We start from the raw sequence: 26,360 nt of genomic DNA, 5'->3' as shown, positions 1-26,360 counted from the left end.
ATGAAAACTATGTATTGGCACCGCAAATTTATATCACGTTATATAATAGTATTTCTTAGTGCTTTTATGATTATTTCTCTTTATATTGTTGAGAAAAATTTGGTTGTTGAAACTAAAGGATATAATCAGAAAATAGAAGCAGCAGAGACTACAAACGAGGCTTTCAAGCTAACACAAGACTTTTTTATGTCAAAAGGTTATTTATGTAAGACAATGGGTGATGTTTCTTGTACAGGTCTTATTGGTCTATCTATGACAGAAATAACTACAGATTCAGGTGATCTTTACGCAAAGAGATCCTCTGTAAACCCTAATATGGCAGCAATATTTGTTAGCTGGCTAAGTGAGCTGAATTTAAAAGAAGGTGATACTGTTGCAGTTCAAGAAACAGGGTCGTATCCAGCGTTAGATATAGCAATGCTAGCAGCAATAAAGACATTAAAGCTTAAACCTTTAATTATCTTCTCTGTTGGGGCTTCTCAGTTTGGTGCAAATAGACCTAGTTTTACATGGCCAGATATTTATAAGAATCTAGTTGATAAGGGTATATTTGACTTTGATGTACTTGGTGCCACATTAGGGGGGTCAAGAGATAATGGTTATGGAATGACTCCAGGAGCTATTTTAAAACTTAATGATTCTATAAAAAGAAATGATTATAAAGTTATAAATATTCCATATCATCATGCTACGACTACATCTATAAAAACACGTACAGAAATGTATAAAAAAGCTGCTGGAGATAATAAGATCAAAGCTTATATTAATGTGGGTGGAAATATGGCATCAATTGGCTTAAAGCAACCTACGATTAAAGCTTCTGATGATAGCAAAAAAGATAATAAAAAAGATAATAAAGATAAAAAAGATTCCAAGTCTAGCAGCAAAAAGAATGAGAGAGTACTTAAGTTGCCAAGTTTCCCAACAGGTGTAACTAAGAGTTTACCTACAGAGTATAGTAGTGTGCGTTCAGTTGCTGTGAATTTTTTGAAAGAGGGTACTCCTGTTGTAAATGTTAGAGATATAAACTCTGGCATTATAAAAAAGTATGGGTTGACTTATAATCCTGCAAATATTACTCCCCCAGGTCAAGGAGCAGTTTTCTCTCAAAAGAGTTATAATACTACTTTAGCTATTATTTTATTGATAATAGATATTAGTTTGATAGTGTTTATGGCATTTATTTCGAGAAAATATCTAATTTCTTTTAAAACAAAGTAGTTATAAATTGCTTTGATTTCTAATTCAATTTATCATTTAAGCAATAAGTGTAAATTTTCTTAAGTTATTTATATGTTTTGCTATTATGAATTGAATCAATTGATTTCTAAATATCTTCCTTCTGAGGAAAGATTAAAAATTGCAAAGGCTTTTATCTTTGGTGCTGACGCTCATGAAACTCAGGTAAGAAGTTCAGGGGAGCCATATTTTACTCATCCTATTGCTGTTGCATGTATTTTGGCTGAACTACACATGGATGTTGATACCATTATTGCTGCATTATTGCATGATGTCGTTGAAGATACAGAATTTACCGCAGAGGATATATCACAACGATTTGGTGAAAAAGTTGCTCAATTAGTTGAAGGCGTAACGAAACTTACACAAATTAGACATAAGAATAGGGCAGAGCAGCAAGCTGAAAATTTCCGTAAAATGCTTTTATCTGTTACAAAAGATGTTCGAGTCATATTTATTAAGCTGGCAGATAGGCTACATAATATGCGAACTTTAGCACCACTAAAGCCTGAAAAAAAACGCAGAATCTCAAAAGAAACATTAGATGTATTCGCTCCTATTGCTCATAGACTTGGTATTAATACATTGAAAGAGCAGCTAGAGACCTTAGCTTTTGAAGGAATGCATCCTTATAGATATCATATTTTAGAAGAGAAAGTTAAAAAGGTTGAAAAAAATAAAGAAAAAGTTTTTTATGAAGTCAAAGATTCTTTAAAACAGAAATTAGATGGCTTAGTCTCTATTGACGATATTAAAGCACGTAAAAAAACTCTTTATAGTATTTATAATAAAATGCGTACAAAAGGTAAATCTTTTGATGAAATTATGGATATGTATGCATATAAAGTGATTGTTCCTAATAGAACAGATTGCTATGTTGCACTTGGAAAGGTTCATGAACTTTATAAACCAATGCCTCAAAAGTTTAAAGACTATATAGCAACACCAAAAGCTAATGGGTATAGATCTATACACACCGTGGTTTTAGGACCATATAATATTCCTTTAGAAATTCAGATAAAAACTGAACAAATGGATCGCCAGGCTGAATATGGTATTGCAGCGCATTGGAGCTATAAAATTGGAGAAAAAACTGATAAAGCATTACAAAGATGGTTGAAGAAAATATCAGATATTAATGTTTATACTGCTAGTTCTGTAGAGTTTTTAGAGAATGTGAAAACAGATGTTTTCAATAATGATGTTTTTGTTTTTACACCTCAGGGTGAGATTATTGAGCTGCCAATAAACTCTACTTGTGTTGATTTTGCTTATTTTATACATACAGATATTGGTAATAAATGTATGTCAGCTAAAGTCAATAGGAAAGTAGTTCCACTTAACTACAGACTAAAACAAGGTGATAACGTCGAAATTATAACATCAGCAGTTGCTGATCCAAATCCTGCATGGTTAAATTTTGTTGAAACAGGTAGAGCAAAGTCAGCAATAAAAGAATTTTTAAAACAACAATATAGAAATGTTGATTACATTCGTGGTAAAGATATTGTTGAAGGAGAGCTTAGGTTGCTTGGTGTTGAACTACGTGATGTTCCTAGTGAGATTATTGATGGAGCTTTATTTAATTATGAGGGAATAGACACTATCAATCGTTTTTATTTAGATACAGGCTTAGGTCTTATTGATCCAAATAACTTTATAGACTTTATTTCTGAGCATTTTGATGATTTTAGAAACTATTATAAAAAATCTTCTATATCAAAATTGCAAATCAGATATGGAGATGATCCTAGAATAGCAGACTGTTGTTTACCTTTGCCTAACGATGAGATTGTTGGTGTAATTAATGATGATGGTAATTTACAAGTTCATAGAAAGAGCTGTAATACTTTATATTCATTGTTAAAAAGAGAAGATGCTAAAGAGATTGAAGCAGACTGGTTTACAAATAATGATGATGATCCTAGCTTTAAAGCTAGAATTGCTATTACATTGAAAAATATACCAGGAGCTATAGCAAAAATTACGGCTACTTTAGCTCGTGAAGGCTTTGATATTCGTAGTTTTGATATGATGGATGCAGATAATAAGCAAGCTAAATTAGCTTCTGTAGTTGTTGTAAGGAATAGAAGAGAGCTTTATTTATTACTGCGTTTAATAAGAAAGTTAGATGTATGTCAAAATGTAGAAAGAATTCTTAATAAATAATTACATATTTGTTCTAGCATTAAAAGCGTGTAAAAGTGTTTGCTGATCTAAATACTCTAATTCTCCACCAAAAGGCACTCCAAAACCAATTCTTGATAACTTGATTTCTTTATTAATCATCTGAGATATAAAGTGTGCAGTAGTTTCTCCCTCTACAGTAGGACTAATTGCTAGTATAATTTCATCAATTTCTCTATCAGCAATTATTTGCTCTAAAATATCGAGCTTAAGCTCATTGGGACCAACACCATCTAAAGGAGAGATTCTTCCATTTAGGACAAAATATTTACCTTTAAAAATACCTGCTTCTTCAATAGCTATCATATCAAGCATATTTTCTATAATGCATAACTTAGAATTATCTCGACTACTTTGACATATGCTGCAAACATCATCTTCTGTCAAAGTCTGGCAGTATTTACATTTTTTAATACTTTGAGTGGCATCAAGTAAAGAATTCGCTATAGCTATAGCCGTTTCAGGAGATTTATCTAAAAGGTGGAGTGCTAGTCTCTGCGAGGATTTTTTGCCAATAGTTGGCAATTTGCGCAAAGATTCAATTACAGCAGTGATTTTTGGAGAAAATATTTTATTATTCATTATTTAAAAGGGAAGTTCATGCCGCCAGGTAAATCAATACCAGCATCTTTTGCCATTTGTTGCATATCAGTGGAAGATGAATTTTCTTCAACTTTTTTTACTGCACTATTAACAGCGGCTGCTATTAAATCTTCAAGCATTTCCTTATCCTCTGACATTAATGAATCATCAATATTTACTGATTTAACATCATATTTACCTGTCATTGTTATTTTAACAAGTCCAGCACCTGCTTCGCCTGTAACTTCCATATTGTCACGCTCTTCTTGAGCTTTTTTCATTTGCTCTTGCATTTTTTGTGCTTGTTGCATTAGTTTTGACATATCAAAATTCATTTTTTAATCCTTATTTTTTGAGATAAAATTTCTTTTACACATTCTAATATCTGTTCGCTAGAGTCTTTTATCAATGTTTTTTTTGCTTTTTCTGACATTTCTTCTAACTTTTGTTTGTTTTGTGATAGTGGTTTTAGTATTTCTATTAAATTTTCTGTATTCATTTGCTCTTGTCTTAGACAAAATCCTGCATCATTATTAACAATATTTTGGGCGTTAAAAAATTGATGGTCATCTACAGCAAATGGAAATGGAATGAATATAGCAGGTAAACCTGCTGTAGCACACTCAGATACTGTAAGAGCTCCAGATCTGCAAATAACTATATCAGCCCAGTTATATGCCTCTGCCATATCTGATATAAAAGGAGATATGTCTTTTATATGGTTTGGATTAATATCCTTATAGAGCTCTTTTGTGCTTTTAAAAGTCGCTTTACCTGTTTGATGCAAAACTTGTATGTTTATATTTTGCTTATTAGCTTCTATTATTAGTTCTGGAATAATATCATTGATCGCTTTTGCACCTTGACTACCACCAAGTATAAGTATCTTAAGAGTTGAAGAATTAGAGTAGTCTTTTGTTATATCATTCAAATTAATAATATCTTTTCTAACTGGGTTACCAACAATCTTGGTTCTTTTAAGTTGTTTAGAGTTAAAATAGGTGTTTAGATCATCAATATCAAAAGCTAGACAGATTTTTGTTGCGAGCTTTGCTAATATCCGATTAGTAAAACCTATTTTAGCATTCTGCTCATGAATTATTATTGGGATATTTTTTTGTACAGCTGCAAGACATATTGGCCCAGAGACGTAACCACCAAAACCTATTACAAGATCTGTTTTAAATTTTTTTAGTAGAGCCCTAGCTTTTAGTGTACTAATTGCTAATCTAAATGGAAAAGCTAGCTTTTTTGAAATCCCTTTTCCTCGTATTCCAAAAGAGTTGATGTATTGCATATTAAAACTATCTGGGACGATTTGCGACTCCATACTATTAGGTGTACCTACCCAAGTTACATTGGCACCATTTTCAGCTAATAGATTAGCAACAGCAAGTGCAGGATATATATGCCCTCCCGTTCCTCCTGCTGTAATAATAATATTTTTACCTTTCAAATTCATATCGAACTCATGTTGTATTTTTCAAATTAATTTTAAAGGATTTTTATGCTATTATCATCAATTAGCTAAAATAATTAAAAACTCTATTGAAAAGGAATCTTATGTCAGAAATAAATCAAAGCTATGTATATACAGAAACTAATGAGTGGGTTGATGTAAAAAATAATGTTGCAAGAGTTGGGATTGATGACTATTCTCAGAATGAATTTGGTGAAATAGTATATGTAGACTTACCTAAAGTAGGTCAAGAATATAAAAAAGATGATGAAGCTTGTGTAATAGAGTCAGTTAAGACAGCATCTGATATTTATTCTCCATTATCTGGAAAGATTACCAAAGTTAATGAAGCTCTTTTGGATAATCCAAAACTTATAAATCAAGCATGTTATACAGATGGTTGGTTGTTTGAAATTGAAATATCTGATGCTAAAGAAGTTAACGATTTATTGAGTCCAGAAGATTATAGAAGTCATGTGGAGTAAGAAAGGCTTATTTTCTATAATTCTTTTTTTGTTGAGCATAAATATATATGCTAGTGAGTCGTATGTTAACTTTTGTAAAGTTTATAATCCTAAAAAAGGTATAGAGTATGAAACTCATACTAAAATTTCTTTAGAATTCTGTAAATACTATTTAAAGAAATGTAATGAAAAATATGATAATAAATGTAATGTTGTAATGAATGCTTATCAGGGTTTATATAATACAAATCCAACTATAGCAAAAATGCATGTAATGTATAATGATGATTTTGATAGAGAAAATAATTAGAATATAAAAGAAAATCAGCAGATGAGTTATTTAATTTTACAACTTAAGTCGTTTAAACCACCTGTTACAACATAAGTAACTTCTGATTGATTATTTGTGGGTCTTGGGCATGTTACATAAGTTGAATTGTCATTTCCTATAGCAACACTTGTTAGAGCCCAAGGGTTAATCTTAATAACCTGACCATCACTAAAGTTAACTTCACCAATGTCTTTATAGTGAGCTACAGCTACTACAGGCTCATCCTGTGATTTAACATAGTAAAATGGAGTATTAGCCTCAAATGATACCTTGGCTTTTGTAACATCGTCACTGCCACCACCTGATGCTGCAATTTTAATATCCATAGCTTTCTGCCAAGCTTGTGCTCCTGACATTTCGCTTGAGATAATAAGTTTATAATTACCAGAAGCTAAGTTTCCGAACTTCCAAGAAAGGTCATAAGTATCCATAGGTGCAATCATAATATCTTGCTTACGATCTACTTGATTACCTTGTGAATCTTGAAGAACTACTGAAACATTAGTTGTCTTAGAACCATGAGACATAATTTGACCGTTGATAAATATTTCACCTTTACTATTTTGGTAATATGTATCTTTAAAATTCATAAGGTGAAGTTCATTTTTGACACTTGTAGCATCAGGTTTGAATGATAAGCTGGCTTGAGTATATGGACCATTTTTGACCTGATAAATGTTTACCTTATCAGAACTAGGTGATACGACACCACTTGCATTTTCAACACCAGCAATTATGTTGTTGTTTAAATGTTCGCTACTAATGTTATTTACATTCTTAGCTACATTTTGATAGATGTCAGCTGTAGACATACCATCTTTTATATCTAGGATTTCGAACTCTTTATTAATCTGAGAATCAGGATCATTGGAGAATACATATAAATAGATTTTACCTCCTGCCAATAAATCAGCAGCACTTGCATTTATTGTACCCATTAGTTTGTAATTACTAGGGTTTGTTTCTTCATAATCTCTTATGTATTCCCATGGGCCATATTGCTCTGTCCCTGGCGCAGAACCATTTGGATTTACATACCATTTATTTTTATAAACTTTACCATCATAAATCACTAATGTTCCCGAATTTGCATAAGTGCTTTCAGGGTTAAATTCTTTAGGCTCGCTGCTTGAGCCTGTAGATTTACCATCTATAATAGAGCCAGGAGTTTTGTCATTACTAAACTCCAAGTCTATTAAGTTATAAAAACTATTTGTAGTGTCAGCGACATCCCAAACAGCCATTATTACTTGATAACCCTCTCTGTTAGGTAGGTTACATGTTTTTGAGAGTCCTTGAGGAGGGCGGTCAAATCTATCGAAGTTAGAGTTAGTAAAATAACAATCTAAAGGTTTATCTTCAAAAGAAGATCTTGTTAGTAATTGATCAGGATTCCAATCTTTTTTGGTAATATAATATTTAAAATAGTTAGAGCTATGGTTAGCAGTGAAATGCCATTTAAACTCTAATTGTTGTCCTGGTTTTACAACAGTTTTCGCCCATCTAGATTGTTCCTGTTCATCAAGCTGAGAAAAACCACTTACACCTGTACTACCCATCATTTTATCAAGTAATTGTACGGGAGTACCATTTTCACTAGGTAAAGGATTTCTTTGACTATAACTGTTAAATAGATAGTCAGGTGCTTCAATAGATTGTGGTTCATTTACAATTGATCCACAGTTTAGATTTTCACCTAATTTACACATATAACCCCTAGCTGCTGGGCTTTCAACATAACCATGTGAGTAAGCTTCTGAGCTGGCTAAGATTGCTAGAGTTGTCAGCATTGTTATTTTATTAATTTTCATGATAAGACTCCTTATCTATATTTTTTAACAAAACATGAAGAGAACTTCTCTTCACAACTTCAATATATCAGTTTTGAAAGTAAAATAAAAAATGTAGATTTGAAGCTCTTATTTAGATGTATGGTTATAAAAATGAACTATTTTAATAAAAATATCAGATCTATTTGTTTTAATTTTTTGGATATTTTTAATTTTAAATAAATGATTATGAATTTGTTAGGTAAGGACTTGACATTTTATAGAAAAATAAACTATTACTATAATTTTTTGTTTTGTAAAATAATTTGTTGATAATTTTTTTGTATAGATTTTTTTCATTTAACAGTTTTGAGATATGGAGGTATCAGAGATTATATAATTTACATAATTCTCTGCATGCAATATAATAGTAGGCTGTTACAGTTTGATTAAATTACGAAGATATAAGCTATGATAAATATTACATTTCCTGATGGCTCTGTAAAAGAGTTTGAAAAAGGTGTTAATTCCTTACAAGTTGCAAAATCAATATCTCCTGGTTTAGCTAAGGCTACTGTTGGAGTGTATATAAATGGGCAACTTAAAGATGCAAAAGATACTATTGATAGTGATTGCGAACTTAAATTAATCACAACGAAAGATACTGAAGGTCTTGAGATTTTAAGACATTCATGTGCACATTTACTTGCCCATGCAGTTAAAGAGCTATATCCAAGTACAGAGGTTACAATAGGTCCAGTTGTTGACAATGGTTTTTATTATGATTTTTCTTTCAAAGAAGCTATAGGTGAAGCTGATCTTCCTAAGATAGAGAAGAAAATGAAAGAGCTAGCTAAGAAGGGCACACCTGTTAGCTATAGAATTGTTTCTAAAGATGAAGCAATTGAGTTTTTTAAAGCTCAAGGTGAAAATTATAAGGTTGATATAATTGATAGTATTCCAGCAGATCAGCAAATTAAGATTTACACTCAAGGTGAATTTAGTGATCTTTGTCGTGGTCCGCATATTCCAAGCACATCAGTTATCAAAGCTTTCAAACTTACAAAATTAGCAGGTGCATATTGGAGAGGGGATTCTAATAATGAAATGCTAACTAGAATATATGGAACTTGTTGGGCTACCAAAGAAGACCTTGAGCAATATTTACATATGCTTGAAGAAGCTGAAAAGCGTGATCATCGTAAGATTGGCAAGGCTTTGGGTTTATTTCATTTTCAAGAAGATTCTCCAGGTATTCCATTTTGGCATGATAATGGTGTGAGAATTTGGCGTGAAGTTGAAGACTATATGCGTGCCTCAAATAACAAATATGGCTGTAGTGAGATTAGAACTCCACTCATAGCAGATTTTAGCTTATGGGAGAAGTCGGGACATGCATCAAAGTATGCTGAAAATATGTTTGCAACAAAATCTGAAAATAGAGATTTTGCAATTAGACCAATGAACTGTCCAACTTGTGTACAAGTTTATAATACTAAACTTCATAGCTATAGAGATTTACCTGTAAGAATGGCAGAGTTTGGTATAGTTCATAGAAATGAGCCTTCTGGATCACTTCATGGTTTGCTTAGAGTTAGAAGTTTTACCCAAGATGATGGTCATGCTTTTTGTACTCCTGAGCAGGTTGAAGAAGAAGTTATCTTAATGGTTAAGCAATGCTTTGAGGTTTACAAAGATTTTGGCTTTAATGATTTTGATGTCAAGATTGCTCTTAGGCCAGAAAATAGAATTGGTGATGATGAGACCTGGGACAGATCAGAGCAGATGTTAAAGAATGCTTTAGAGGCGCATAGTGTAAATTATGAATTGCTTCCTGGAGAAGGTGCTTTTTATGGTCCTAAAATAGAATTTCATTTAAAAGATGCTATTGGTAGAAGTTGGCAGTGTGGAACTATTCAGCTTGATTTCTCAATGCCTCAAAGACTTGGAGCTACTTATATTGATAAAAATGGTGATAAGCAAGTTCCTGTAATGTTACATAGAGCTATAGTAGGATCTTTGGAGAGATTTATTGGTATGCTTATAGAACATTATGCTGGTAATTTACCACTTTGGCTAACTCCTACTCAGGTTGCTGTGATGGGTATTAGTAATCATCAAGATGAATATTGTCAAGAAGTTGCCGAAGAGCTTGAAAAAAGTGGTATAAGAGTTAAATTAGACTTGAGAAATGAAAAGATTGGGTTTAAAATACGTGAGCATACTCTTTTGCGACTTCCATACCTTGTAATTCTGGGTAAAAATGAGCAAGAACAAAAGATTATTACTATCAGAAAACATAATGGTGAAGATCTAGGACAGATGTCGACACAAGATTTTTGCTCTTATCTGAAAGAACAAGTTAAAAATAAAAAATAATAATTTCTGTGGAGGAAAATAGTTATTAAAGCGGATAAAAAAGCACCAATTAATGAGCAAATTAAAGCTAAAGAGGTGCGTCTAGTTGGAGTTGATGGAGAACAAATAGGAATAGTTTCTATCAATGATGCTTTGGCATTGGCTGAAGGAGCTAATGTTGATTTGGTTGAAATGGTAGCAAATGCTAAGCCACCAGTTTGTCGTTTGATGGACTATGGTAAATACTTATTCGAACAGGGTAAGAAAAAAGCACAAGCTAAAAAGAACCAAAAACAGACACAAGTAAAAGAAGTAAAGCTTAGACCTGTGACTGATGTAGGGGATTATCAGGTAAAACTACGCAACCTGCTAAAATTCCTTGAAAAAGGCGATAAAGTAAAAGTTACACTGAGATTCAGAGGTAGAGAAATGTCACACAAAGAATTAGGTATGGAAATGCTTAAGCGTATGGCAAACGATGCTGCTGATTATGGTGTAGTGGAACACCAACCTAAAATGGAAGGTCGTCAAATGATTATGGTTTTAGGACCAAAGAAAAAGTAGTAAATTAAAATAATAACAATTAATACAATGCGGAGTATTTAAAAATGCCTAAGTTAAAAACTAAGAGTGGTGCTGCTAAGCGCTTTAAAAAGACTGGTAAGGGTGGTTTCAAACACCGTTGTGCAAACCGTGCTCATATCAACACTAAGATGACTACTAAAAGAAAGCGTCATTTAAGAGGTATGAATCAAGTAGCTAAAGTTGATCAAGCTAGCCTAGTTCAACAAATGCCTTACGCATAAGTTTGTTTATCAATTTTTAAAGTGGAGACTAAATAATGTCAAGAGTAAAAAGAGGCGTAACAGCACGCGCACGTCATAAGAAGATTTTAAATCAAGCTAAAGGTTACTATGGTGCTCGTTCAAGAGTATATAGAGTAGCTAAACAAGCAGTAATTAAAGCAGGTCAATATGCTTATAGAGACCGTAAAGTTAAGAAAAGAACATTCAGATCACTTTGGATCGTTCGTATCAATGCTGCAGCTAGACAACATGATATTAGCTATAGCCAATTAATTAATGGCTTAAACAAAGCTGGTGTTGAGCTAGATAGAAAAGCATTAGCTGAGTTGGCTGTATACAACAAAGATGCTTTTGCTGCTGTTGTAGAAAAAGCAAAAGCTGCATTAGCTTAATTATATCTAAGCTAGCTTTCTCAAAATTTAAGTGAGAAAATCAAATCCCTTACTCCTTAAAAGACTATTTTTAATATTCTTTATGAGTTTTGGGATTTTTTTATTTTTAATCCTCAATGGTTATAAATATTTTAACCTTCAAAAACTACAATTAGCATATAATCAGATTGATTATTATGTTGATAATCATATTGTTATAGCTAGTTTTTGTTATGGGATTGCTTATATTTTAACTGTATTTTTTTCTGTCCCTGTAAAGCCTTTTTTAAAGATATTAGCAGGGCTTTTATTTGGGCTGTGGTTAGGGTTTATAGTTTGCTTATTTTCAGCGACTATAGGGGCTATGTTTACCTTTATACTTATAAAGTATAATTGGGGTGAGGTATCTAATAATCCAAAATACAAAATTGTTTCAAAATTTAAATCATTAGTTGAGAATTATCCTATTGCTATATTATTTGTTTCGAGGCTTTTGCCAATACCATTTTTTGTACCAAATATCTTAGCTGGTATTTTAAAAGTTAAAAATAGCATTTTCTTTTTTACAACATTAATAGGAATTATCCCTGTGACCTTTATCTATGTTTGGTTTGGGGTACATGCTAAGCAATCTATACTAGTGGGCAATATGAATAATTTTATAGATAGTAAGTTTATCTTGGCTTTAAGTGTTTTGGGAGTCTTAGCATTAATGCCTTTATTATTTAAGTTTATAAGGCGTAAATAGTTATTATATTTGCTTGTTAAAGACAGTAGGTCCAATATGGTTTGTGATATTCTTAAAAGGTTTTCTACCTTCATAATTGAAATCTTGATAATTAATTTGAGCTAACTGTTTATAATTTAATTTTCGGGCTATTTTATAAGTACCAAGACTTGTAGCATCTATAAAAATTTTCGAAAAATTATTATCTAATGCTATTTGCTCGCTTAGTTTGATAAGTGTTGTAGCAATTCCTAGATTCTGAAAATCTTCAGCAACAGCTAGAGCATAAATAGAAAAGTTTACGCCAGCTTTTTCTATAAGCTTAACATCTTTATAAAGTTCGGTAAGTATTCGATTAATAAGCTTAAAAGCAGGGTCTTTGTCAGCATACGAGCTTCTATCAACTTGTGAGCTTGAATAGGGGTCTAAATTTATACAAAATCCAGCTACTTTTTGAGTATCTTGACATATTGCGACAGCAGACATTTTATTTTCGATAGCATGTTGAGTACGAACTCTAGTAGCAAGAATATAGTTCTCATATAGTACGCCACTATTTTTAATAAGTAGTTCTTAATTTATAAAGCTATCGGCAAAAAGGTTAGAAACTTCTTTAAAATGTGATTCATCAAGAAGTTGGTATTTAATGTTGTTTTTTGGAAAGGGGGTCTGCATTTAGATAGTCTCAATCTCACTATCATTTTTAGCCATAATTACTACATCAGCAGGTTTTAAGGCAAAAATACCATTAGTTACAACACCTGTGATTTGATTTAGTTGTGTTTCTAGTTTGAGAGGGTTATCAATTTTTAAATTATGTACATCTAAGATTACATTACCATTATCAGTGATTGTTTGTTCTCTATATACTGGCTGTCCCCCGAGCTTGACTATTTCACGAGCTACATAACTTCTAGCCATTGGAATAACCTCTACAGGTAGAGGAAAGTTACCAAGAATATTAACTTTTTTAGATTCATCAATTATACAAATAAATTTCTTAGCTGCAGCTACACATATTTTCTCACGAGTAAGAGCTGCACCGCCACCTTTAATAAGTTCTTTATGATTATTACACTCATCAGCACCATCGATATAAAGGTCAATTTCTCCAGCATAGTTAAGATCTACTACATCAAAGCCTAGAGATTTTAATTTTTTAGTAGAGTCCTCTGAGCTGGAGACTACTTGTTTGATCTTATCTTTATAATTCACTAACTCTTCAATTAAAAAAGCTACCGTACTACCTGTACCAACACCTAGTGTGATTTCCGAAGTAATATGCTTTGCAGCCTCAATTGCAGCTGCTTTTTTTAATTCATCTTGATTATTTTTTTTGTTGAAGAACATTTTAAAACCTTCTTTTGTTAAGAGTGTTGCTAAAAATACTACCTTTAATAATATAAGCTATAACACAAGCTATAGCTGCTATGGCTTGCCACATTAAAGACATCGGTAGAAAAACGTATCCTATAGTTACAAATATGCAAATAAATGGAATGGCAATTCTTAATGTAATATTGAATACTGGAGAAAGCTTTGTTCCATTACTTTTTAGCATTTCATAACTAGCTTTTTGTGCATCATATATCCAGCCGACGACAAAGACATCAAATAAAAATAAGAAGATTATTACTAAGTGTAGTCCAAGCATTTTTGAGAAGTCTATATATGCAATATTTGCTTTAATAAACACTATAGCTATTATAAATGGAATAAGTAATAACAGTAGTCTTGTATATAGTTTGGAGCCAATTTCAAAGATATATTTAAGAGCTGCTACGAAGACTACTAAATTTAATGTGATAAATATTATCTCAAGCAATAGGTAGTAGGTTGGGAAATTATATTTAATAATTTTAAAGACAGTTGTTATCTGTATAGAATCTGTTGGCTGTAGGAAGCTTCTATAGTTTCCTAAAGTAGCATATATCGTTATGCATATAAAAAGTGAAAAAATTATATTGTAAAAGATACTTTTAAACGCACCAAGTTTTAGATTATTGTAATCTTCATCGTCAATGTTGATAATGTTTTTATAAAAAGCAATTGAGATAAAGTTGCTTAGGATAGCATATATCATTGCTAAACCTAACATGTTACGTATTTGTTCTATTTTTTGATAATTTAAACCTAGAATAAAATCTTTAATACCAACTATACCTTGAGGTGAATAGATAACCATTAGCATTAATACTGCCACTAAATATAGTGATATATGAGCAGCTACCTTGAGTGTTTCATTTAAGTTTAGCTTTTTGTTACTAGCTAGAGTAAACATTAGCAAAATAACTATAAATACCGCAAGTAATGAAATATAAATAGGAAGATTATCACTAAATCTTAGGCTTGAATCACTTAATCTATCTATAGCGGGAATATTGTCAAAAAAATCTAACACGTAGGTTGATACATTAAACATCACTAGAGCTACTAAGACGACCATAGTTAGTGTAAGTAATATACTCATTGGCCTAAATTTTGCGCTACCTGTAAGTTGTCTAATTAACTTATTGTGAGTGTTTAAGGTAGGAAAGGTTTTTTGGAAATATATCGCTACTAAGTTCATTGGGTAGCAAAGTAAAATTAAAAATGCGATATAAGCGTAAAAGAACTCAAGCCCATTATACTTAAAGACATTTGTGAAAAATCCAAAGCTAAAGCATATAGCTGCTGATACAAGGCCTGTAACTAAAGGAGTTGATGTTTGTTTTATAGTCATTATTTTTCCAGTTTAGTTTCTAGTTGCGCAGTAGTTACCACGGAATGTGATATTTTTAATAATTTTTGTATTTTTGTTTATAGATACCCAAGTAGTGCATTTTAAAGCTCCGAATTGAACAAAGCGAGGATTTCTATTTGCCATGATCAAACTGTTCATCGGATTGCCAGCAAGTGCAGGAGTATTAGGGTTAACAGCAGTGCGGACGTATACATAAGTTTCAATTTCAGGATCTGGAGATACTTGGATAACATTTTCAGGCATACCAAACTCTTCAATATAACCTTGAATATTTTTACCAATCCATGCTTTTTGCTGATCAATATATTTCTGTCTCGTTGCACAAGAAAAAAGAGTAAGTGCTAAACAAGTTAGTATGATTATTTTGATAAAATTTCGTTGCATATCTTACTCCTTTATTTTAGAAAACCCGTTTTCTTCATGTAAATGGTCAACAGCGATATCGCAGCAGGAGTTACACCTGGTATACGCGATGCTTCACCTAAAGTTGTAGGTTTTTGTTCAGTTAACTTTTGTAGAACTTCGTTGGACAAACCTTTAACTTGGCTATAGTTAAAATCTGTTGGTATTTGTTTTTGCTCTAAAGTAGCTGACTTTGCAATATCTTTATTCTGTCGTTCAATATAACCAGAGTATTTTGCGGATATTTCAATTTGTTCAATAACAGCTTCATCAGTAAGGTCTAAGTTTAGACCTGGTATTTCCTGTAGTTTTTTATAGTCTAGCTCAGGTCGCTTAAGTAAATCAAAAAGAGTACTTTCACGAGTCATTTTTTTGTCTAGGAATTTTTCTAAGTCACGGGCTTTTTGAGTTTGAGGACCTATCCAAGTGCTTTTCATAGTCTCAATATTTTCATTAATGGAGCTCTTTTTATTAGTGAAATATTGCTCATCTTCTTTATTTAATAAACCTAATTCACAAGCTGCGTCTGATAAGCGTAAATCAGCATTATCTTCACGAAGAATTAGTCTATATTCAGCTCGAGATGTAAACATTCTATATGGCTCTTTTGTACCCTTGGTAATAAGATCATCAATAAGCACACCCATGTAACTATTTGCACGAGTAGGGTACCAAGACTTATCATTATCTAAGCTGATAGCAGCATTGATACCAGCAACGAGACCTTGAGCTCCTGCTTCTTCATACCCTGTAGTACCGTTGATTTGTCCTGCAAAATATAGGTTCTTGATATATTTTGTCTCTAAAGTAGGCCTAAGATCTCTTGGATCAAAAAAATCATACTCAATCGCATATCCAGGGCGCATAATAAAGGCATTCTCAAATCCTTTGATTGAGCGAATATAATCCCACTGTACTTCAAATGGTAGGCTGGTTGATAAGCCGTTTGGGTATAGTTCAATACTATTTAGACCCTCAGGCTCAACAAATATCTGATGTCTATCTTTATCCGCAAATCTTACAATTTTATCCTCAATAGAAGGGCAATATCTTGGTCCAATTCCCTCGATAAGACCACTATACATCGCAGATTTGTCAAGATTGTTTGTGATAATTTCATGAGTCTTGGGGTTTGTATACGTGATATAACAAGGTATCTGTCTCGGGTGTTCAATCTTACCTTTCGAAAAAAATGAAAAGTAAGGTGCTGGTGTATCACCATGCTGAACATCCATAGCATTAAAATCAACACTACGACAGTCTATGCGCGGAGGTGTGCCTGTTTTTAGTCTATCAACTCTAAATGGTAATGCTCTTAGGCGAGCTGCTAGTGCATTTGATGGTTGGTCTCCAGCTCTGCCGCCTGACTGTGAGACTTTACCTATATGAATTTTACCACCTAAAAATGTACCAACTGTAAGAATAACTTTTTTAGCTTTAAATGTGATGCCAGTTTTTGTGACAGCACCACAAACAGTATCATTTTCAACAACTAGATCATCAACAGAGTCTTGAAAGATTTCTAAATTTTCTTGGTTATTTAGTAAGGTGTTTATGGCTTTTTTATAGAGTACCCTATCAGCTTGTGCTCTTGTAGCTCGCACAGCAGGGCCCTTACGAGAGTTAAGAATTCTAAATTGAATGCCAGCCATATCAATAGCCTTTGCCATGATACCACCCATAGCATCAATTTCTTTGACAAGATGTCCTTTACCAATTCCACCAATAGCAGGGTTGCAAGACATTTGTCCAATTGTGTCGATGTTGTGTGTTAATAGTAGTGTTTTTGCACCAATTCGTGCAGATGCAGCAGCTGCTTCAACGCCAGCATGACCACCACCAATAACTATTACATCATAAGTTTCATTATAAATCATAACAAGAAAATAGTTTTATATTATTTTTAGCTATTAAATTTTACTATATTTTATTGTGAAAATAACTACTGAAATGATATTAATTAAGTAATTTTTACCATATAATTTGCTATATGTTTTTAATGTTCCGCGTTGTGGCCTTTTGTGTTGAAATTAAGAGAGATCTACCATAAATATATAGACCAAGATCCTATAAAAGTATTTCAAGATGGGGCTATAAAATCAGCAGTTATTCTGTTTGTGTTTCTTGGTGTTACATCATACTTTCAGATTGATAAAAATCTGATTATTATAAGTATTTTATTTATAGCAAATCTTGCTGGAAGTATTCTAATGGGGAGTATTCCTGCTAAGCGTGTAGCCTTTGTACTGTATATGATTACAGCAATAGTTGTCGTTAATATTTCTCCGTATGTTCACTCTATGTTTCAGACAGATTTTATGCTGATAGTTTTTGTGGTTTTTGTGGCTTTTTGGACAAGACGGTTTGGTGAAGCCTTTGCAGTATTTCCCGTAATGGTAGTTGTAATTACATGTATAGCATTCATTCGTTATCCACTTGCTAAGTCTAATCATTTAGATTTTACATTTACGGCTATACTTATAGGATTAGCTTTTTATTTGATATTAATTCGTAGTTATAAAATTATGAATGAACAAGATATTAAAAAAGTTACAAATGAATTTATCAAACTTTTTGTTAGAACCTATATAGATACATTTGAAAAAGCTCGATATAGAAGATTTAGTCAAACAGATGTTCTAGAGGTTAGTAATATGAAGCATCAAAATATAAATTCTTTTAAGAGTCATGGGCTGATGTTTTTGAAAACGAACAATCATGAAGATTGGAGATATTTGAGTCATAATTTTGTAGTATTTAATCGATTGTCAGCAAGATTTCTTTTGATATACAAAAAACTAAATTTGAACTATCTTAGTTTGGGGTTTAAAGATGCTAATGAAGTACAAGAGTTATCGCAAGATTTAGAAAAGATCTATAAAGAGACATTATTTTTGATGTTATATATTCAAAAAGATTCGGAAAGGTTTGAGAAAAAAGAACAAGAGCTTAGTCATTTAAAATATAAATTGGAAATAAACCATATTCAAAAATATCAACATGATAGTCAAAAGAGAGGATTGTTATTTGATAGCATATTGCTTCTTGATGATATGATGATTAGTTTAGAAAATATTCGTGAGGCTTATTATGATCTTATTTAAAGAGAGATTTATTGATAAGCTGCCTGATACAACTCTACTTGCTTTTAGAGTCTTAATAGCATCTACATTAGGATTGATACTTTGTTATGTGCTTTTTAGTTTTAGTGGTGATGAGAGCTTTAGAGATAGAATATATTGGGTTGTAATAGCAGTAGTTAGTGTTGCAGCTAGTACTAGTACAAGTGTTGTGATTACAAGAGCTAAGGCTATTATAATATTTTCTCTTTTAGGAACATCATTGGGCTCTGTAGTTTTAATGTTTATACAAGATTATATTCCACATAATTTTACACTAGTAGCGACACTTTGTGGTATTGCATTAGCATTATGGATCTATACTCTTTTCTTAAATTATGCGACAAGTGTGTTTTTTATACATATCTATTTAGTAATGTTCTTTGGATTATTTATAGGCTGGGATACGGAGCTATTTTTCGTAAGGGTAACATGTGTTGCTATCGGGACAGTTTGCATTGTAGTTATTACATTTCTATCGAGAGGGCAAAAGAATAGGAGTCTTTTTAATAAAGAAATGTATAGTATTTATGGGGAGTTTAAAAAAATAGTTAATGATGTTGATAGAAGTGTTAGGAACCGTAAAATTATCTCTCTTGTAGAGAGAAATATAAAACTTAATGAAATATTGACAAATGCAAAATATGAATTTTCGACTACCAAGAAATATTATGAGTACAAAAAAATTGTGATCTTAATGGATGAGCTTTTAATTAATTTAAAAACTTATAGAACTTTATTTATTCAACAAAAAAAACATAACAGTGACCTTTATAAGGAATTAGTTAAGCATACTCAGATGCAAATTAAGAAAAATTTTGATAGATTGACAATTCGTTATGATAGGGCGTTACTTAATCGTTGAGTTCGTAATATCAAAATATTGTTGCTCAAAATTTTCTTTCAGATACTTTATAAGAGAGATGATTCTTTTAAGCTGATATTTAACTGGTAGCGATACTATTGAGAGCTGTGTTTTTTCAGCATATTCCGGTAATATTTCTATTAGGTTGCCATTTTTAATATCTGCTTCTACATATATATCGACTAGTCTAGTAACTCCCAATCCAAGTAAAGCAGCTTGTTTCATAACTCTACCATTAGTTGCATGAGTGCCATTATTGTGAATATGAAGAGTATATTTGTCTTTTTTAGAAATAAGAGACCATTGTTTGACACTGCCATATATCAAAGGAAGTTTCTCAAGCTGTCTAGGGTTTGTTATTTGACCATATTTTTTAATAAAATCGTTACTCGCTGTATATTTAGTAGAAACAGTTTTTAATGGTGAAATTATAAGGTTTGAATCAGGAAGGTTGCCCATACGAATTACTAGGTCATAATCGCTTTCTAACAGATTGACTCTAGTGCTTGAGAAATCTAGATGAATGTTTACTTTAGGGTTTAGTTGTTGAAACTTGAGTAATATTGGTGCGATAACATCTTCACCAAGTATTCCACCAACACAGTTGATTTTGATGGTACCGTTTATTTCATTATTTTCTTGAGTAGCAAGCTGAGTCGCTATATCTAAATCATGAAGAGCCTTTTTACATTTTTGGTAATATTCTTGTCCAATTTCAGTAAGGCGGACATGTCTAGTACTTCTATAAAAAAGTTGAACTTTAAGATGAGTTTCTAGATCTTTAATACTTTGGCTAAGATTTGACTTTGCCATACCTAAGATATCAGCTGCTTGAGTAAAGCTTTGTTGCTCAGCTACGTGAATAAAAGTATAAATTCCTCGCCAATGAATATTGTTCATTATTTTATAACAATGTTTTATGATTATTGGTATTTATCAGTCTAATAAGTTTCTGTAGAATTTACAATCAATAAAACACAGTGAAATAAATTAACTAAAACAGGAGAAATAAGATGGCTAAATCATTAGTTGTAATTACAGGTGCAAGTTCAGGAATTGGTGCAGCAATTGCAAAAAGATTTTCAGAAGCTGGGCATTCAATTTTACTAATAGGTAGAAGAGTAGAGAAAATTGAAGAATTAAATTTACCGAATACAATGATCCGTAAAGTTGATGTGACAGATGCACAAGCTTTAAGAGGCGCTATAAAAGATGCGGAAGCAGAATATGGACCAGTTGAGTTATTAGTAAATAATGCAGGTTTAATGCTTCTTGGTCAGATTGATACTCAAGATCCTATCGAATGGCAAAAAATGTATGATGTAAATGTGCTAGCGCTACTTAACGGTATGCAAGCAGTACTTGCTGATATGAAAGCTAGAAAGCATGGCACGATCATTAACATAAGCTCAATTGCGGGTAAAAAATCATTCCCTAATCATGCTGCTTATGTAGGTACAAAATTTGCGGTTTCTTCAATGAGTGAAAATGTGCGTGAAGAAGTAGCTGATGATAATGTAAGAATTATGACAATTTGTCCAGGTGCTGTTGAAACAGAACTTCTAAGCCATACAACTTCTGATCAAATTAAATCAGATTATGAAAGCTGGAAAGAGTCTATGGGTGGTGTATTAGTAGCTGATGATATTGCTCGTACCGCTATGTTTATGTATAGCCAACCTCAGAATATCAATATTCGTGAAGTTGTAATTGCTGCAACTAGACAGCCTGCTTAGTTTCCTTATATTCTAAATTATTATTCATTCTCAAGGTGTGTTAAAATTCTAAGCTAATAATTTAATTAAATATGAGCTTATTTCTTAAATGTTTCAAAACCAGACTTTTTTATTTTATGACTTAGAAACTAGTGGTATAAATAATTCTTTTGATCAAGTTTTACAGTTTGCTGCAATTCGTACAGATTTGGATTTTAATGAGATTGAAAGGTTTAATTTTTTTGTGAAATTAAATCCTGATACCACACCATCGCCAATGGCAACTATTACGCATCATATTTCTATTGCTCAGGCAAATACAGGTGTATCAGAATATCAAGCTATCCGAAAAATTCATAAGATAATTAATACACCAGGAACTATAAGTATTGGATATAATACTCTTGGCTTTGATGATGAGTTTTTGAGATTTGCTTTTTATAAAAATATGCTACCTCCATATAGCCATCAGTTTAAAAATGGTTGTTCAAGAGCTGATTTATTTCCAATAGTTACCTGTTATCATCTATTTTGTAATGAGGCTCTCAAATGGCCAAAAGTAGCAAATGAAGAAGGACAAGAAAAAACATCTCTAAAATTAGAAAATCTAAATACTGAAAATAACTTATATAGTGGTGGTAGAGCTCATGATGCAATTACAGATGTAATTGTAACAGTTGAGTTAGCAAAAAGATTGAAATCTACTAACCCTAAAATGTGGCAGTTTTTATTAGATAAGTTTAATAAGCAGAATGATGAAAATACTCTAGCTCAGCTAGATGTTGGCTTAGAAATTGCAGATGTAAAATATAAACAAGCTATAGCTGTAAGTGGTATTTTTGGATTTAAAAATAATTTTATGTCAGCAATTTTAGATCTTGGTCAACATAGGCATTATAAGAACCAAGAGATATTCTTACGCTTAGATAGTTATCTTTTTAGTGAGTTTATAGAAGAGTTTGGTGGTTTAGAAGCAGAGCATTGGCGCTTGACTGTAAATAAGAAGTGGGGTGATATTCCGCTTATTTTACCTGCTAAAACTCGTTTTGTTGGTAGGTTACCTCAAGATAGGTTAGAGCTGATAAAGGCAAATAAAGAGTTTATAAAAAATAATCCAGAAATTTTTGCTAACTTTGTTGATTTTGTTTTGGAATATAAATATCCAGAAATTAAAAATATAGATACAGATGCTGCTATTTATCAAAGTGGTTTTATGACTAGTGCAGATGAACGAGGTTGTGATAAGTTCCATAGTTTACAAACACATCAAAAATCTCAGATGCTAAATCAATTACCAAGAGATTATTATGATAGAGCAGTTAGAATACTAGGTAGATTAGATTTTTCAAAACTACCTGAAAAAGCACAAATCGAATTTCAAGAATATTTGAATAGAGTGGTTAGCTTAGATGTAGATGAACTACTAGTCGATCATAGAGGTAAAACTCGTAAGACTCTTGAAGATATTTATCAAGAAATGCAAGATGTACGCATGAATAGAGATTTAACGGAAGAGCAACAAGCTTTGTTGTATGAGTTAGAGGAGTATCTGTTTTAGATGGATAAATTTAACCTTATAACAAAATATAGTCCAAGCGGAGATCAGCCTGAGGCTATTAAATCACTTGTCGAAGGTGTGAATAATGGCTTACAACACCAGGTTTTATTAGGAGTTACAGGCTCTGGTAAAACTTATACTATGGCAAATGTGATTCAACAAACACAAAAACCATGTTTGATTGTCGCACATAACAAAACTTTAGCAGCACAACTATATTCAGAGTTTAAACAATATTTTCCAGATAATGCAGTTGAGTATTTTGTGTCATATTATGATTATTATCAGCCAGAAGCTTATGTTGCTGCATCAGATACTTATATTGAGAAAGATTCATCAGTAAATGAACATATTGAACAAATGCGACTATCAGCTACAAAAGCCATATTAGAAAGAAATGATGTAATAATAGTTGCGACAGTTTCTGCTATCTATGGTCTAGGTGATCCTGAACAATATATGCAAATGCTTTTACATTTAAAAGTAGGTGAGGAATTAGGGTTTAAAAAAGCGCAAACTAAATTGGTTGAAATGCAGTACTCCCGAAATGATATGGATTTTAGTCGTGGTAATTTTCGTGTTCGAGGTGAAATACTAGATATATTTCCAGCTGATTCTGAAGCTGATGCTATTCGAGTTGAGTTTTTTGATGATGAAATAGAAGCTATTAGTATTATAGATTCACTTACTTCTAAAAAAATAAAATCTATCCATAGAGCGACAATTTTTCCAAGTACTCACTATGTAGCTTCTAAAGAACGAAAAGAGCAGATAATCGAAGATATCAAAATAGAGCTCAAGGAAAGGATCAAATATTTTGAAGAAGAGGGTAAGCTTCTTGAGGCTCAGAGGATTGAGCAACGCACAAAATATGATATTGAGATGATTCAAGAGCTTGGTTACTGTACGGGTATTGAGAATTATTCAAGACTACTATCAGGTCGTAACCCTGGCGATCCACCACCAACACTTATTGATTATCTGCCAGAAGATGCTTTGGTAATAGTAGATGAGTCTCATGTGACGCTACCGCAGTTTGGGGGGATGTATAAGGGAGATTTGTCAAGAAAATCTAATCTTGTAAATTATGGTTTTAGATTACCGTCAGCATTGGACAATCGACCTCTAAAATTTGATGAGTTTGAAAAACTTCTGCCACAAACCATTTATGTGTCGGCAACACCAGCAAATTATGAATTAGATAAATCTCAAAATACAGTTGAGCAGATTATCCGTCCAACAGGTTTATTAGATCCAGAAGTAGAAGTACGTCCAGTAGCTATCCAAGTTGAAGATGCTCTTTCAGAGATAAACAAAGCGATTGCAAAAGAAGAAAGAATCTTAATTACAACTTTAACAAAAAAAATGGCGGAAAATCTCACAGAGTATTTATCAGAGCATGGTGTCAATGTTAGATATCTTCATTCAGATATTGATACTGTTGAGAGGGTACAAATTATTCATGATTTGCGTCATGGAGTATTTGATGTGCTTGTAGGTATTAACCTTTTAAGAGAAGGTCTAGATATGCCAGAAGTTGGGGTGCTACTTATCTTTGATGCAGATAAAGAAGGGTTTCTTCGCTCTGAAAAATCTCTTATCCAAACAATTGGTAGGGTAGCAAGAAACCAAAATGGCCGAGCAATTTTGTATGCAGATGTAGTAACAAAGTCTATGAAAAAAGCTATGGATGAAACTCTTCGTCGTCGTAAATTACAAGATGAACATAATAAAAAAAATGGTATTACTCCGAAGACAATTATTAAAAATATTGATGATATGCTTGATAGTTCTCCAGAGATGCAAAAGAGAGCATATAAAAATAATTCACGACTAAAGGTTGATGATGTTGATGTTTCAGCTATACTAGGTATGACTGAAGCTAGTAAAGTAATTAAAGCTCTAGAGAAGCGTATGCGAGCTTATGCAAAAGAGTTAGAGTTTGAAAAAGCTACGCAAATCAGAGATAAGATAACCGAAGTCAAGCAGAAGTTTATTAATTTATAATATTTTAGATTTTTAAAAGAAGTATAGTAAAAGATGGCAATAGAAAGTAAGTTAAAAAAGGATAGACTTTTTTTACGTTTTACTTGGGCTAGGTTACGAAACTACCTAATTAGAGCAAAGAAGAGTTTATATTCATCAATTATATTATGTGGGTTGATAGTCGGTGTTGACTTATACCTTGGGAATGTCGAATTTGTTACACAATCGTTAGAGATAGCTCTTACTTTGGCGTTTATATTATTTGTGTTTTTCTTTTTAATCACAAAAGATGACAATCCTGTAGATATTATTATTTCTGGTGCAGAGGGTGAAACAACTGTTCTTGATGAGCTAAAAAAACTAGACAATAATTTTGTGCTTTTTAATAGAGTTATATTACCTGATGAAAAGTCAACAGTAGGTAATAGAGAAATAGATTTTATTGCTATGTCACGAAAGGGTATATATATTGTTGAGGTTAAAAATAATCGAGGCTATATTCAGGTTGAAAATATGGCTGAAAGATGGAATGTTTCAAAGACTTCTCAAAATAATAAAGTATATGCAAAGACTATAAAGAATCCAATTAGACAGACATTTGCTCAGAAAAAAGTCCTACAGACATATTTATATAATCAAAAAATATATATAAAAGGGATTCCTGTTGTTACTGTTGTTATCTTTGCAAATGAAGATGCACAGTTAAGTGAAAACTTCATAGCGGATGATGCAAATCAAGCAGTACTTTCGCTAGATAATCTAATTCCATTTATAAAGGCTAAAGAAGAATACTTAGAAAAAATTCCTACTCGTTCACGTAAAAAAATTATTAGAAAATTAGAAAAAAGATAATGCTAACTGATAGACCTATAGGTGTTTTTGATTCTGGTATTGGTGGCTTAACAGTTGTTAAAAATCTGATGGAGTTATTACCTAATGAAGATATTATCTACTTTGGCGATATTGCAAGGATTCCTTATGGTACAAAGTCTAAGCAAACTATTCAAAAATTTGCAGCTCAAACAGCTAAATTTCTAATAGATCAAGATGTTAAAGCTATAATTATAGCTTGTAATACAATTTCAGCTATTGCAAAGGATATTGTTCAAGAAATAGCTCAAAATATACCTGTTATTGATGTGATAAGTGCAGGTGTGAGTTTGGTTAGTGAACTAAACACTGTTGGGGTAGTTGCAACTCCAGCTACTATAAATAGTAATGCTTATGCTATACAAATAACTGAAAAGAATCCTAGAGCTACTGTATATAGTAACTCTTGTGGTTTATTTGTATCAATGATTGAAGAAGGTTTTATAAAAGGGCAAATTGTTGAGCTAGTTGCAAAAGAGTATCTTGATTATTTTATAGATAAAAATATTGATGCTCTAATATTAGGTTGTACTCATTACCCAATTATTAAAGATAGTGTTGCAAAAGTTTTGGATGTTAAGCTTATAGATCCATCGTTACAAGCTAGTCAAATATTAAAAAAATTACTTATTAAAAAAGAATTATTAAATAAAAAAAATTTACCATCTGAGTATAAGTTTTATGTGACAGATATCCCATTGAAGTTTAGAGCTGTTGGGGAGATGTTTTTAGAAACTCAAATGCAACATCTTGAGATAGTTAGTTTGTTAGAATAACTGCTACTATTTTCTTTTTATTTCATAATAAAA

The 26,360-nt window shown here is 32.1% G+C and carries 26 protein-coding genes; 16 read left to right on the top strand and 10 right to left on the bottom strand.

From position 1 onward, the window contains the following. Together pgsW and QI37_RS02440 are read left to right on the top strand one after the other, a co-directional pair. On the top strand, positions 1-1,221 hold the full coding sequence (gene pgsW, locus QI37_RS02445) for a poly-gamma-glutamate system protein (protein WP_040008228.1): 1,221 nt from the start codon (positions 1-3) through the stop codon (positions 1,219-1,221). A gap of 72 nt (positions 1,222-1,293) precedes the next feature. Then, a complete protein-coding gene (locus QI37_RS02440) occupies positions 1,294-3,408 on the top strand; it encodes a RelA/SpoT family protein (protein ID WP_040008225.1) in 2,115 nt (704 codons plus the stop codon). On the opposite strand, the gene recR is transcribed toward QI37_RS02440, so the two are convergent. The 3 genes from recR to murG are packed head-to-tail and all read right to left on the bottom strand — an operon-like array spanning position 3,409 to position 5,470. Beyond that, complete coding sequence (recR, locus tag QI37_RS02435) at positions 3,409-4,008, bottom strand: recombination mediator RecR (RefSeq protein WP_040008223.1); 600 nt, start codon at positions 4,006-4,008, stop codon at positions 3,409-3,411. Further along, positions 4,008-4,343, bottom strand: a complete 336-nt coding sequence (locus QI37_RS02430) for a YbaB/EbfC family nucleoid-associated protein (protein WP_040008222.1) — start codon at positions 4,341-4,343, stop codon at positions 4,008-4,010. The genes recR and QI37_RS02430 overlap by 1 nt, the downstream gene beginning before the upstream one ends. Next, the gene (murG, locus tag QI37_RS02425) at positions 4,340-5,470 is read right to left on the bottom strand and encodes an undecaprenyldiphospho-muramoylpentapeptide beta-N-acetylglucosaminyltransferase (RefSeq protein WP_040008221.1); all 1,131 of its coding nucleotides are present in this window, start codon (positions 5,468-5,470) and stop codon (positions 4,340-4,342) included. The genes QI37_RS02430 and murG overlap by 4 nt, the downstream gene beginning before the upstream one ends. Before the next feature lie 101 nt (positions 5,471-5,571). Here murG and gcvH point away from each other — a divergent pair, with 101 nt between their 5' ends. Both gcvH and QI37_RS02415 read left to right on the top strand, forming a co-directional pair. Continuing rightward, positions 5,572-5,952 (top strand): glycine cleavage system protein GcvH, encoded by a 381-nt coding sequence (gcvH, locus tag QI37_RS02420; RefSeq protein ID WP_040008218.1) that lies wholly within the window; start codon positions 5,572-5,574, stop codon positions 5,950-5,952. Then, positions 5,942-6,241, top strand: a complete 300-nt coding sequence (locus QI37_RS02415) for a hypothetical protein (protein WP_040008216.1) — start codon at positions 5,942-5,944, stop codon at positions 6,239-6,241. Before gcvH ends, QI37_RS02415 begins: the two co-directional genes overlap by 11 nt. A gap of 26 nt (positions 6,242-6,267) precedes the next feature. Here the strand turns inward: QI37_RS02415 and QI37_RS10075 are convergent, their stop codons facing one another. Beyond that, positions 6,268-8,073, bottom strand: coding sequence for a lytic polysaccharide monooxygenase (locus QI37_RS10075; RefSeq protein ID WP_040008214.1), 1,806 nt, complete (start codon positions 8,071-8,073; stop codon positions 6,268-6,270). Positions 8,074-8,502: 429 nt separating this feature from the next. Between QI37_RS10075 and thrS the strand changes: the two genes are divergently transcribed. The 5 genes from thrS to QI37_RS02385 are packed head-to-tail and all read left to right on the top strand — an operon-like array spanning position 8,503 to position 12,314. Further along, a complete protein-coding gene (thrS, locus tag QI37_RS02405; RefSeq protein ID WP_040008213.1) occupies positions 8,503-10,410 on the top strand; it encodes a threonine--tRNA ligase in 1,908 nt (635 codons plus the stop codon). A gap of 6 nt (positions 10,411-10,416) precedes the next feature. Beyond that, on the top strand, positions 10,417-10,953 hold the full coding sequence (infC, locus tag QI37_RS02400) for a translation initiation factor IF-3 (RefSeq protein ID WP_144242693.1): 537 nt from the start codon (positions 10,417-10,419) through the stop codon (positions 10,951-10,953). 44 nt (positions 10,954-10,997) lie between these two features. Further along, on the top strand, positions 10,998-11,195 hold the full coding sequence (gene rpmI / locus QI37_RS02395; RefSeq protein ID WP_013922898.1) for a 50S ribosomal protein L35: 198 nt from the start codon (positions 10,998-11,000) through the stop codon (positions 11,193-11,195). A gap of 35 nt (positions 11,196-11,230) precedes the next feature. Beyond that, on the top strand, positions 11,231-11,587 hold the full coding sequence (rplT, locus tag QI37_RS02390) for a 50S ribosomal protein L20 (protein ID WP_013922899.1): 357 nt from the start codon (positions 11,231-11,233) through the stop codon (positions 11,585-11,587). 31 nt (positions 11,588-11,618) lie between these two features. After that, entirely contained in the window at positions 11,619-12,314 is a 696-nt protein-coding gene (locus tag QI37_RS02385) for a TVP38/TMEM64 family protein (protein WP_144242692.1), read from the top strand. A 3-nt stretch (positions 12,315-12,317) separates the two neighbouring features. Here QI37_RS02385 and QI37_RS02380 read toward each other — a convergent pair whose 3' ends face one another. From QI37_RS02380 to mnmG, 5 genes are all read right to left on the bottom strand, one after another. Beyond that, a complete protein-coding gene (locus tag QI37_RS02380) occupies positions 12,318-12,779 on the bottom strand; it encodes a GNAT family N-acetyltransferase (RefSeq protein WP_040008209.1) in 462 nt (153 codons plus the stop codon). A 189-nt stretch (positions 12,780-12,968) separates the two neighbouring features. Next, positions 12,969-13,643: a ribose-5-phosphate isomerase RpiA gene (gene rpiA / locus QI37_RS02375; RefSeq protein ID WP_040008207.1), complete on the bottom strand. Its 675-nt coding sequence runs from the start codon at positions 13,641-13,643 to the stop codon at positions 12,969-12,971. 1 nt (position 13,644) lies between these two features. Beyond that, positions 13,645-15,015: a hypothetical protein gene (locus tag QI37_RS02370; RefSeq protein WP_040008204.1), complete on the bottom strand. Its 1,371-nt coding sequence runs from the start codon at positions 15,013-15,015 to the stop codon at positions 13,645-13,647. A 12-nt stretch (positions 15,016-15,027) separates the two neighbouring features. Then, a complete protein-coding gene (locus tag QI37_RS02365) occupies positions 15,028-15,420 on the bottom strand; it encodes a hypothetical protein (RefSeq protein ID WP_040008201.1) in 393 nt (130 codons plus the stop codon). An 11-nt stretch (positions 15,421-15,431) separates the two neighbouring features. Continuing rightward, positions 15,432-17,315, bottom strand: a complete 1,884-nt coding sequence (mnmG, locus tag QI37_RS02360; RefSeq protein ID WP_040008199.1) for a tRNA uridine-5-carboxymethylaminomethyl(34) synthesis enzyme MnmG — start codon at positions 17,313-17,315, stop codon at positions 15,432-15,434. Between the two features lie 144 nt (positions 17,316-17,459). Here mnmG and QI37_RS02355 point away from each other — a divergent pair, with 144 nt between their 5' ends. Next, positions 17,460-18,542, top strand: coding sequence for a hypothetical protein (locus QI37_RS02355; RefSeq protein ID WP_040008197.1), 1,083 nt, complete (start codon positions 17,460-17,462; stop codon positions 18,540-18,542). Beyond that, complete coding sequence (locus tag QI37_RS02350; protein WP_040008195.1) at positions 18,529-19,422, top strand: FUSC family protein; 894 nt, start codon at positions 18,529-18,531, stop codon at positions 19,420-19,422. Before QI37_RS02355 ends, QI37_RS02350 begins: the two co-directional genes overlap by 14 nt. Here QI37_RS02350 and QI37_RS02345 read toward each other — a convergent pair. Next, entirely contained in the window at positions 19,408-20,322 is a 915-nt protein-coding gene (locus QI37_RS02345; protein ID WP_040008192.1) for a LysR family transcriptional regulator, read from the bottom strand. The two genes, QI37_RS02350 and QI37_RS02345, sit on opposite strands and share 15 nt — an antisense overlap. 113 nt (positions 20,323-20,435) lie before the next feature. On the opposite strand from QI37_RS02345, the gene QI37_RS02340 reads away from it, so the two are divergent. From QI37_RS02340 to murI, 5 genes are all read left to right on the top strand, one after another. Continuing rightward, positions 20,436-21,158: an SDR family oxidoreductase gene (locus QI37_RS02340; RefSeq protein ID WP_040008190.1), complete on the top strand. Its 723-nt coding sequence runs from the start codon at positions 20,436-20,438 to the stop codon at positions 21,156-21,158. Between the two features lie 88 nt (positions 21,159-21,246). Further along, on the top strand, positions 21,247-22,695 hold the full coding sequence (locus QI37_RS02335) for an exodeoxyribonuclease I (protein ID WP_040008188.1): 1,449 nt from the start codon (positions 21,247-21,249) through the stop codon (positions 22,693-22,695). Next, on the top strand, positions 22,696-24,702 hold the full coding sequence (gene uvrB, locus QI37_RS02330; protein ID WP_040008186.1) for an excinuclease ABC subunit UvrB: 2,007 nt from the start codon (positions 22,696-22,698) through the stop codon (positions 24,700-24,702). A gap of 33 nt (positions 24,703-24,735) precedes the next feature. Beyond that, on the top strand, positions 24,736-25,533 hold the full coding sequence (locus QI37_RS02325; RefSeq protein WP_040008184.1) for a nuclease-related domain-containing protein: 798 nt from the start codon (positions 24,736-24,738) through the stop codon (positions 25,531-25,533). Next, complete coding sequence (murI, locus tag QI37_RS02320) at positions 25,533-26,327, top strand: glutamate racemase (RefSeq protein ID WP_040008182.1); 795 nt, start codon at positions 25,533-25,535, stop codon at positions 26,325-26,327. Before QI37_RS02325 ends, murI begins: the two co-directional genes overlap by 1 nt. Positions 26,328-26,360 lie beyond the last annotated feature (33 nt).

Source organism: Candidatus Francisella endociliophora (assembly GCF_000764555.1).
GTDB classification, from domain to species: Bacteria; Pseudomonadota; Gammaproteobacteria; order Francisellales; family Francisellaceae; genus Francisella; species Francisella endociliophora.
Note: the sequence above shows the minus strand (reverse complement) of the source record. Positions and strands in the feature narration are given on the sequence as shown.

Excerpts from the sequence above, each read along its gene's own strand:
- pgsW (WP_040008228.1), top strand. The coding sequence starts at position 1 with ATGAAAACTATGTATTGGCACCGCAAATTTATATCACGTTATATAATA.
- QI37_RS02440 (WP_040008225.1), top strand. The coding sequence starts at position 1,294 with ATGTTTTGCTATTATGAATTGAATCAATTGATTTCTAAATATCTTCCT.
- recR (WP_040008223.1), bottom strand. The coding sequence starts at position 4,008 with ATGAATAATAAAATATTTTCTCCAAAAATCACTGCTGTAATTGAATCT.
- QI37_RS02430 (WP_040008222.1), bottom strand. The coding sequence starts at position 4,343 with ATGAATTTTGATATGTCAAAACTAATGCAACAAGCACAAAAAATGCAA.
- murG (WP_040008221.1), bottom strand. The coding sequence starts at position 5,470 with ATGAATTTGAAAGGTAAAAATATTATTATTACAGCAGGAGGAACGGGA.
- gcvH (WP_040008218.1), top strand. The coding sequence starts at position 5,572 with ATGTCAGAAATAAATCAAAGCTATGTATATACAGAAACTAATGAGTGG.
- QI37_RS02415 (WP_040008216.1), top strand. The coding sequence starts at position 5,942 with ATGTGGAGTAAGAAAGGCTTATTTTCTATAATTCTTTTTTTGTTGAGC.
- QI37_RS10075 (WP_040008214.1), bottom strand. The coding sequence starts at position 8,073 with ATGAAAATTAATAAAATAACAATGCTGACAACTCTAGCAATCTTAGCC.
- thrS (WP_040008213.1), top strand. The coding sequence starts at position 8,503 with ATGATAAATATTACATTTCCTGATGGCTCTGTAAAAGAGTTTGAAAAA.
- rpmI (WP_013922898.1), top strand. The coding sequence starts at position 10,998 with ATGCCTAAGTTAAAAACTAAGAGTGGTGCTGCTAAGCGCTTTAAAAAG.
- rplT (WP_013922899.1), top strand. The coding sequence starts at position 11,231 with ATGTCAAGAGTAAAAAGAGGCGTAACAGCACGCGCACGTCATAAGAAG.
- QI37_RS02380 (WP_040008209.1), bottom strand. The coding sequence starts at position 12,779 with ATGTCTGCTGTCGCAATATGTCAAGATACTCAAAAAGTAGCTGGATTT.
- rpiA (WP_040008207.1), bottom strand. The coding sequence starts at position 13,643 with ATGTTCTTCAACAAAAAAAATAATCAAGATGAATTAAAAAAAGCAGCT.
- QI37_RS02370 (WP_040008204.1), bottom strand. The coding sequence starts at position 15,015 with ATGACTATAAAACAAACATCAACTCCTTTAGTTACAGGCCTTGTATCA.
- QI37_RS02365 (WP_040008201.1), bottom strand. The coding sequence starts at position 15,420 with ATGCAACGAAATTTTATCAAAATAATCATACTAACTTGTTTAGCACTT.
- mnmG (WP_040008199.1), bottom strand. The coding sequence starts at position 17,315 with ATGATTTATAATGAAACTTATGATGTAATAGTTATTGGTGGTGGTCAT.
- QI37_RS02350 (WP_040008195.1), top strand. The coding sequence starts at position 18,529 with ATGATCTTATTTAAAGAGAGATTTATTGATAAGCTGCCTGATACAACT.
- QI37_RS02345 (WP_040008192.1), bottom strand. The coding sequence starts at position 20,322 with ATGAACAATATTCATTGGCGAGGAATTTATACTTTTATTCACGTAGCT.
- QI37_RS02340 (WP_040008190.1), top strand. The coding sequence starts at position 20,436 with ATGGCTAAATCATTAGTTGTAATTACAGGTGCAAGTTCAGGAATTGGT.
- QI37_RS02335 (WP_040008188.1), top strand. The coding sequence starts at position 21,247 with ATGTTTCAAAACCAGACTTTTTTATTTTATGACTTAGAAACTAGTGGT.
- uvrB (WP_040008186.1), top strand. The coding sequence starts at position 22,696 with ATGGATAAATTTAACCTTATAACAAAATATAGTCCAAGCGGAGATCAG.
- QI37_RS02325 (WP_040008184.1), top strand. The coding sequence starts at position 24,736 with ATGGCAATAGAAAGTAAGTTAAAAAAGGATAGACTTTTTTTACGTTTT.
- murI (WP_040008182.1), top strand. The coding sequence starts at position 25,533 with ATGCTAACTGATAGACCTATAGGTGTTTTTGATTCTGGTATTGGTGGC.